This is a genomic window from Streptomyces sp. NPDC055078 (assembly GCF_053607985.1).
This window is the reverse complement of the sequence record NZ_JBSGUP010000346.1, coordinates 1-8,597: the sequence shown is the minus strand read 5'-3', so window position 1 is coordinate 8,597 and position 8,597 is coordinate 1. Positions and strand designations below refer to the sequence as shown.

The window sequence follows — 8,597 nt, the reverse complement described above, 5'->3', positions numbered from 1 at the left end:
CGACATCGCCGAGGGCGAGATCGTCGGCCTGCTCGGGGACAACGGCGCGGGCAAGACGACCCTGATGTCCCTGGTGGCGGGGCTGTTGCGGCCGGACGCGGGAGACATCGAGGTACGGGGCGTCTCCCTCGCCCGCGACCCGCGCCGGGCCCGCCGGGGGCTCGGTCTGGCCCCGCAGGAACTGGGCGTCTACCCGCCGCTGACCGTACGGCAGAACCTCCGGTTCTTCGCCGAGCTGGCCGGGCTGCGCGGCCCGGACGTCGGGCGGCGGAGCGAGGAGGTCGCCGCGCCGCTCGGGCTGACCGCCCTGCTCGACCGCCGGGTGTCCCGGCTCTCCGGAGGCGAGCAGCGGCGCGTGCACACGGCGCTGGCCCTGCTCCACCGGCCGAAGCTGCTGCTGCTCGACGAGCCCACCGCGGGCGTGGACGTGGAGACCCGGGCCCGGCTCATCGCGTTCGTCCGGGAGATGGCCGCCACGGGTACGGCCGTCTGCTACTCCACGCACTACCTCGCCGAGGTCGAGGCGCTCGACGCGAGCGTGGCCGTGCTGGACCACGGCCGGATGATCGCGCGCGGCACGCTCAGGGAACTGGTGAGCCGCCACGGGGACAGCGCCGTTGAGCTGACCTTCTCCGGCACCCCGCCCGCGCTGCGGCTGCCCTGGCCGGTGACCCGCGAGGCACACGTCCTGCGTGTCCGTGTCGAGCAGCCGCACCTGGCGGCGCCCGAGGTGCTGTCGGCACTGGGCGATTCGGCGCTGCGGCTGGTGAATCTGCGGGTGGTACGGCCGAGCCTGGAGAGCGTCTTCCTGAGCCTGACGGGACGGCGATACGCGGGCGGACCCGACTCCACCGATCCCACCGGCGGCCCGGCGGCGGACAGCGGCGGCGGTCCGGCGCCCGGCCGGCCCGACGGCAGGAGCGTGGAGGCGGGTCGCCATGGGTGACGGGTCACTGGGCCGGATCGCCGCGCTGGTCCGGCACGACATCAGACTGCTGCTGCGCGATCCCGCGCCGCTGATCGTCCGTACCGTCATGCCGCTGCTCATCATGGGCTTCATGCAGCCGCTGTTCCGTGTGGCACTGCGGGCCGACGACGTACGGGACGCCACCGGCGCCGAACAGGCTGTGCCCGGTATGGCGGTGATGTTCCTGTTCTTCCTCGTGAGTGTCGTGGGCTTCGGGATGTTCCGGGAACACGGCTGGAACACCTGGGACCGGCTGCGGGCGGGTCCCTCGCGGCCGTACGAGCTGGTGGCCGGCCGGGTCGTGGTGCCGCTGGCGGTCGCGGTGGTCCAGCTCGCCGTGGTCTTCGGGGCGGGCGGGCTGCTCTTCGGGCTGCGGGTGCGCGGCCCGTACCTCGCGCTCGTCGTCGTGGGCGTGCCGCTGGCGCTGTGCGTGGTCATGTTCGGCATGGCGCTGGTGTCCCTGTGCCGTACCGTCGCCCAGCTCACCGTCTTCTCCAACCTCGCCGCGCTGCTCTTCGCCGGTCTCGGCGGCGCGCTGACCCCTCGGTCCGCCCTGCCGGAGTGGGCGCTTCCGCTCGCTCCGGCGGTACCCAGCCACTGGGCGATGCGCGGCTTCTCCACCGTGGTCATCGACGGTGGCGGCGTGGGCGCGGTGCTGCTGCCCGCAGGCATGCTGTGCGTCTTCGCGGCGGGGCTCACCGCCGTGACCCTGGCCTTCTTCCGTATCGACCACCGCAAGGTCGCCTGGTCCTGAGCGTCCGGGCACCGGCACCCGGCATCCGAGATGTCCGGCGCCGGGCACCCCCCCCTCGATATCCGGCGCCGGGCACCCCCGATGTCCGGCGCCGCAATCCGCCGGCGGCCGTTCGACAGCGGCCGACCCGACCCCAGAAAGGGGGCGGCCATGCCCGCCGCCGTGGTCTTCGACTGCTTCGACACGCTCGTGACGTCCCGTCGGCCGTTGCCGGGCCCCGAGGAGCTGACCACCTGTCTCATCGATGTGCTGGCGCTGGACGAGCGGTGTGCGGGCGACGTCGTACGTACGGTCTTCGGCGCCGTGTACGCGGCGATGTCGGACAGGGCCGCGCTCCAGCCGCCGACCCTCGGCCTGCTGGAAGCTGCCCTGCGGGAGCGCGGGGTGCGGCGGGAGAGCGCCGACCTGGACCGGGCGCTGTGGCATGCGCTCGGCTGCGCGGACGCGGACCGGTACGCGCTGTGCGAGCCCGTGGCGGATGCGATGCGCCGGGTCGCGGGCGCCGGTCACACGGTCCGGCTGATGTCCAACTGCTATCTGCCGGGCACCCTGATGCGCAGGCTGCTGGACGGGCTGAAGGTGCCCAGGGTGTACGACCGGGCACTGTTCACCGCGGACGGCGGACCGAAGAAGCCCGACCCCCGAGCATTCCGGCTGATCGGCGAGGGGGAATTCGAGCGGCGCGTCATGGTCGGCGATTCCGAGGCGGACGATATCGCCCCGGCCGCGGCACTCGGCTGGGACACCGTACTGGTGAATCCCGCCGATCCCGATCTCACGGAACTCGCGTCACTGCTGAAACTCTGAGTTCCGGCTTTCGACCACGGCCGACCTCACGGGGGAAATCCGGTGTTCCGCACAAAGAAACACCTGCTGAACCCTGCCGCCCGCGCTGCATAGGATTTTCTCACCACCGCCTGATGGCGTCGTGCGGGTACTCGATTCCGCTGTGTTCTTCGTTGTTTCCGCATGACCGATTCGCGCCGTGCGGAAGGAGTCACCGCCGTGCAGCTTCTCGCAACCGGCCGCCCCGGGGCTCCGGCCCGGAGAGACGGGCGAGCGCCCGTACCCGGACGGTGGGCGCCCGTACCCGGACGGTGGGCGACCGGGTCATCCGGAGTACGGCCCGGAAGGGAGAGGCATGACGACGACCGGCAGTGACGGGGGCAGGCGGGACGGAGGCAGGCGGGACGGGGTCCGGCGGGACGGCGACGGCGAGGCCCCGCACCGGGCCCTCCTGGACGCGGGCTGGAGCACGGCCTGGCGGCCCGCTCCGGTGCGCGAGGGCGTCTGCGGCGCCGACCGCATCCGCGACCTGGCCGCGAGCGGCTACGCGGCGCTGCCGATCCCCGCGGAGTTCGGCGGCGCGGGCGCGAGCCTGGTGGAAGTGGCCTCCGCGCAGCGCGCGCTGGGCATGGCCGACCCCTCGGCAGCCATCGCCCTGAACATGCACGCCTTCACGGTGGGGCTGATGGCCGACTACTGGCAGCGGCACCGGGACACGAGCTGGATGCTGCTGGAGGGGATCGCCAAGTCCGGTGCCCTGGTCGCGTCCGCGTTCGCCGAGCCGGGCGGCAGCCCCAACTTCATGAGCAGCCGCTCGGTGGCCGTGGAGACCGGCAAGGGTTACCGGGTGTCCGGAGTGAAGTACCCCTGCTCGCTCGCCTCCACGGCCACCCTGGTGTGTCTGACGGCCCGGGTCACCGGGACCGACGAGACGATCCTCGCCCTCTGCCCCAGCTCGTCCCCCGGCCTCACCGCCGAGGGGGAGTGGCCCTCGCTCGGTATGCGGGAATCCGACACGGCCAGGCTGGTCCTGCGCGATGTCGAGCTGGACGACCGGCTCGTCTTCCACCGCGGCCCCGCCGATGTCATCGACGACAACGTCATCTCCGGCATGGCGTGGTTCGCGGTCCTGCTGAGCGCCACCTACCACGGCGTTCTGAGCGGGCTGCTGGACGTGGCGTACCGAGGGGTCGTCGCGGCGGGCACGTTCGGGCCGAGGACCGCCCTGCTCGGCCGCGCCACCCGCGAGCTGCTGACGCTCGGCGGCGCCTGCCGCCAGCTCGGCGCGGACGTCGGATCGGGCGCGATCGGCGGGCGGGCGGCGCTGGCCGCGGCGGTGGGGCTGCGTGCCTCGCTCAGCGACACCCGCGACCGGGTGGTGTCCGCCGTCACCCCGGTCATGGGCAGCCGTCTCTACGGACGCGGGCAGTCGGCCGCCGGCCTCCTGGTCGACTCGCTCGCCGTCCACCACCATCCGCCGTCGCTGCTGACCTGCGACGAGGTCGTCGGCGCGTTCTGCACGGGACGTGAGATCAGCTTCGACCCGGCCGGCTGAGTCGCCCGGCCCCACCTGCCAAGGAGAGACAGCCATGCCCCACGTCGAAGTCAATCTGCCGATCGAGGCCCCGGTGGCCATTGCCTGGCGGGCCGTCACCCGGCTGGAGGACTACGCCGAGTACATGGAGAACGTCGAGTCCGTGACCGTGCTGGGGCGGACCGACGCCGGCGCGCGCGTCAGCGAGTGGTCGGTCCTGCTCAAGGGCTCCGTACTGGAGTGGGTGGAGGAGGACGAGCTGGACGAGGAGACCCGCACCATGTCCTTCTCTCAGGTCTCCGGCGACCTGGACGAGTTCAAGGGGTACTGGCGGGTCACCGACGCCGGGGAGGGCACCTCCGTGGTCACCTTCTCGGTCGACTTCGAGATCGGCATCCCGCTGCTGGCCGACATGCTCAACCCGGTCGCCGCCAAGGCGCTGCGCGAGAACTCGGAGCATATGCTCCGGGCCATCGAGCGGCGGATCACGGTCTCGTGACCACGCCCGCCCGCATCCTGGTCACCGGCGCCACCGGCGCCGTGGGCAGCGCGGTCCTGCGCGCGCTCGACGCGGCGGGCCACCGGACGTACGGGGTGAGCCGCCGCGGCGGCACGGGACCCCGGCAGTACGCGTGGCGGGTCGGGCAGCAGGAACCGCACCCCGAGCTGCGCGGCCCGTGGACCGCGGTGGTGCACTGCGCCGCCGACACCCGCTGGAACCTCCCCGCCGAGAAGGCCGAGGGAGCGAACGTCGCCCCGCTGCGCGCACTGCTGTCCCGCATCGGCCCCGGGACCCGCCTCATCCATCTGTCGTCGTCGTACGCCACGGGTCTGGCGGGCGGCCTCAGCTCACTCGAACCGGACGCCTACCGCAACTCGTACGAGTGGTCGAAGGCCGCCGCCGAACGCCTGGTGCACGCCGAGCGCGACAGCGCCGACATCGTGCGGTTCCCCATCGTGATAGGAGCCCGGGCGGACGGGCGGCTGGACCGGTACAGCGGCTTCTTCTGGCTGCCGTCCTCGCTGTGCAGCGGCGCCGTCCCCGCGCTGGTGGCGGAGGAGAAGGCGCTGCTGGACATGGTCAGCACCGACGATGTGGCCGACCATGTCGTGCGGCTGGTCGCGGGCGAACCGCCGGCGGGCATACGGCTGTCGGTCCTGGGCCGGGGCGAGAGGGCCCAGCGGGTCGGCGAGGTCTTCGACACCGTCCTGGACGCCCTCAACTCCTGGCGCGGCGAACACGGCATACCCCCGCTGGACCGCCTTCCGTATGTGACACCCGACCAGTGGAACCGCTTCTATCTGCCCTTCGCCGAGGAGTATCTGGACCGGTCCCAACTGCGCCGGGTCACCGCGTTCCGCGCGTACCAGGGCTATCTGTCGGTCACCCGGCCGTTCGAGGTCACCGACCGGGTGGCCGACACCGCACAGGTGGTGTACCGCTCGATACGCCGCTGGGCCGATGTCCACGGGACGTCGGCCCGCCGGATCCCCAGGCCGTGGGGCGCCTGACATGCCGCACACACCGGGGGGAGAAGGTGCCGTGAGGTGACGGGCCCGAAGTCCGGCCGCGGCCCGGGAGCGCGCAGCCCCGGACCCGGACCGATGACGGTCCACCGTAGTCGCCGGGGTCCGTACCCGCCGGTCGACGAGCAATGCCGAGCCGGTTCTTCTCACCGTCCGGTCATGGAGGGGATGACTGAAGTCGAGGGCCGGACCGCTGAGTCGGAGTTGGTGTCCGCGTAGAGAGGAACAACCTGTCATGAAACCCATCCGTGTTGCGCTGGCCGGCGCCGGGAACTGCGCATGGAGCTTCTGCCAGTTCGCCGCCATGGCCCAGACGAATCCCGACGCCCGGCTGCCGGGCCTCATGTGTCCTACGGTGGGCGGCTACCGGCTCTCGGACGTGCGTGTCGTCGCGGCGTTCGACGTCGACGCGGCGAAGGTCGGGCTCCCTCTCGCCGAGGCGTTCACCGCCCCCGCCATCTCCGCGACCGGTTTCACCCCGCTCGGCGCCGACCGGGAGTCCCCGGTCCTTCCCGCACCGGTTCTCGACGGCCTCGCGGGACCGCTCGGCGATGTCGTGGCCCTGGCCGCCGCCGCCCGCGACGCCACCCAGGAGGATGTCGCCAAGGCCCTCGCCGAACACGACGTCGACATCCTGGTCATCACGCTGCCCACGGGCGCCTCCCAGGCCATCCGGATGTTCGCCAACGCGGCCCTGGCCGCGGGAGTGGCCGTCGTGAACGCCACACCCGAGGAACTGGCCCGGGACGCGGACATCCGCGGCAGGTTCGCGGACGCGGGCGTCGTCATCCTCGGCGACGACCTGCGCAGCCATGTCGGGGCCACGTCCCTGCACACCACCCTCATCGAGCTGCTGCTCAGCCGAGGACTGGTGCTCGCGAGCACCTACCAGCTCAACGTGGGCGGCAACACCGACTTCCTGAACCTGGCGGACGCCGGCCGCTCGGCCACCAAGTTCGCGTCCAAGGCGAACGCCCTGCGCGCGGCGGGCATGACCGACGTCGAGGGTGTGGCCGGACCCACCGGCTTCATCGGCCACCTCGCCGATACGAAGGTGTGCTTCGCCAGCATCAAGGCGACCTCCGTGCTCGGCTCCGAGCTGGAGATCGATCTGAAGCTCACCGTGGAGGACAGCCCGAACGCCGCGGGCGTCATCGCGAACGCCGTACGCGTCGGCAAGGCAGCCGCCGACCGCGGCCTGTCCGGCACGGTGAACGACGCGTCCGCCCTCCTCTTCAAGAGCCCGCCGCACGGGCTGACCGAATCGGAGGCGAGGACTGCGTTCCTCGACTTCGCGTCCTGAACACCAACCGGGTCACCCGGCCCGGACATCGACCCGGTCACCTGGCCCGGTCACCAACCTGGTCACCAACCCGGTCACCAACCAAGGGAGACGGTTCCATGCTGTCGGTCCAACGGGACTCCCGGTCGGTCGAGGATCTGCCCTACGAACTGGTCGAGCGCAAGGGAGTCGGACACCCGGACACCATGTGCGACGCCATGGCCGAGCGCATGTCCCGCTACTACTCCCTCCACTGCCTGAAACACTTCGGTGGGGTCGCCCACCACTGGTTCGACAAGGTGACGCTGTACGGCGGCGGCGCGGACACCGGCTACGGGCGGGGCGAACTCACCTCGCCGTACCGGGTGAAGGTCTTCGGCAAGGCGGCCTTCCGGGTCGGTGACACCGAGATCCCGGTCCGGGACATCATGTTCCGCGCCGCGGCCGATGTGCTCGCACAGGTCACCACCGGTTTCGACGCCACCCGCCATCTCGCCGTCGAGCTGGGTGTGGTCGATCACCAGGGGTCGGGCCGGGGAGTCTCGCGGTACCAGCCCGCGTCACCCGAGGACCTCGTCCCGCTCAGGTCCGGCGGACTGGTCTCCAACGACACCAACCTCCTGCACGGCTACGCCCCCCTGTCCCGCCTGGAGAACGTCGTCCTGGGGCTGGAGCACCTCATCAACGGCACCGGGTTCAAACAGCGGCACCCGGACACCGGCTGGGACGTCAAGGTGTTCGGCAGCCGGCGGAACGACGCCTTCAGCCTGGTCGTCAATATGCCGTTCCTCGCCGCCCGCATCGAGTCGATGGACCAGTACCTGGCGCGCAAGGCGGTGATCCAGAAGGAGCTGGAGGAGTTCGTCGGCACCCGGGGAATCCAGGACTGCCGCATGCTGATGAACGCCACCGACCGCAACGGCCGCCCCTACCTCACAGCGCTCGGCTCGGTGGCGGACACCGGCGACGTGGGTGTGGTCGGCCGGGGGAACCGGGTCAACGGACTCATCACCCCCATGCGCCCGATGAGCATCGAGGCCCCCGCGGGCAAGAACCCGCTGGACCACACCGGCAAGATCTACAACGTCATGGCCATGCGCCTCGCCCAGCAGGTGCACGACGAGTTCGGCGGCCCGGCGCAGGTCCATGTCTTCACCTCCAAGGAAGCACCCCTGGAGCGCCCGGACGAGGTCGTCGTGACCACACCCGATGCGGACGAGCGCGCCCTGAACACCCTGGTGGAGACCGCGGTCGCCGGTACGGGAGACCTGTCGGCCGAGTTGATCGAGAAGGGCATCACCCTGTGGTGACCGGCGCGCACACACGGGCCCTCGTCGCCGAGGTGCGCCACCGTGGCCTGCGCCGCGACACCGGACCGCCGCCGGAGCCGGCCCCGGACGCCGGCACCCACTTCGTGGTGCTGGTCAAGCCCGAGGTGCTGACGGCAACCGGTGCCGCCGACGCGATGGCGGAGGTCGTACGGGTGCTCGGCGAAGGGGATGCGACGGTCCTGCGCTGCGCGCTGATGCCGGCCGGGGACTTCGGCCGGCGCGGCTGCCCCCTGCTGCACTACCCGCGTCTGCACCGGGTCGCCGCCGATGGAGTCCGGGCACTGTGCTCCGGTGCCCGCCGGGAACTCGGCGTACTCACGGGAGCGTCGGGGACGGCGGGCGTCCTGGGCGCGTTCGAGGCGATGACCTACGAGTGGGAGCTGTCTCCGGCGACGCTGGAGGACCGTTGCCGACGA

Annotated in this window: 9 protein-coding genes; all 9 read left to right on the top strand. The window is 71.8% G+C overall.

Annotation, left to right across the window (positions count from 1 at the left end; translation table 11 throughout):
- The coding region (locus tag ACWF94_RS25405; RefSeq protein WP_453492824.1) for an ATP-binding cassette domain-containing protein at positions 1 to 946 on the top strand (946 nt) is incomplete at its 5' end.
- Entirely contained in the window at positions 939 to 1,721 is a 783-nt protein-coding gene (locus ACWF94_RS25400; protein WP_453492821.1) for an ABC transporter permease, read from the top strand. The genes ACWF94_RS25405 and ACWF94_RS25400, both read left to right, overlap by 8 nt.
- 150 nt (positions 1,722 to 1,871) lie before the next feature.
- Positions 1,872 to 2,528, top strand: a complete 657-nt coding sequence (locus ACWF94_RS25395; protein ID WP_453492818.1) for an HAD family hydrolase — start codon at positions 1,872 to 1,874, stop codon at positions 2,526 to 2,528.
- A gap of 334 nt (positions 2,529 to 2,862) precedes the next feature.
- Complete coding sequence (locus ACWF94_RS25390; RefSeq protein ID WP_453492815.1) at positions 2,863 to 4,062, top strand: acyl-CoA dehydrogenase family protein; 1,200 nt, start codon at positions 2,863 to 2,865, stop codon at positions 4,060 to 4,062.
- Between the two features lie 34 nt (positions 4,063 to 4,096).
- On the top strand, positions 4,097 to 4,540 hold the full coding sequence (locus ACWF94_RS25385; RefSeq protein ID WP_453492812.1) for a type II toxin-antitoxin system RatA family toxin: 444 nt from the start codon (positions 4,097 to 4,099) through the stop codon (positions 4,538 to 4,540).
- Positions 4,537 to 5,553, top strand: coding sequence for an NAD-dependent epimerase/dehydratase family protein (locus ACWF94_RS25380; RefSeq protein WP_453492809.1), 1,017 nt, complete (start codon positions 4,537 to 4,539; stop codon positions 5,551 to 5,553). Before ACWF94_RS25385 ends, ACWF94_RS25380 begins: the two co-directional genes overlap by 4 nt.
- A gap of 250 nt (positions 5,554 to 5,803) precedes the next feature.
- A complete protein-coding gene (locus tag ACWF94_RS25375) occupies positions 5,804 to 6,871 on the top strand; it encodes a hypothetical protein (RefSeq protein WP_453492806.1) in 1,068 nt (355 codons plus the stop codon).
- A gap of 98 nt (positions 6,872 to 6,969) precedes the next feature.
- Positions 6,970 to 8,160 carry a methionine adenosyltransferase gene (locus ACWF94_RS25370; protein WP_453492803.1) on the top strand — a complete coding sequence of 397 codons (1,191 nt, stop codon included), beginning with the start codon at positions 6,970 to 6,972 and terminating at the stop codon, positions 8,158 to 8,160.
- On the top strand, positions 8,157 to 8,597 hold a 441-nt coding region (locus ACWF94_RS25365; protein WP_453492800.1), incomplete at its 3' end, for a hypothetical protein. The genes ACWF94_RS25370 and ACWF94_RS25365, both read left to right, overlap by 4 nt.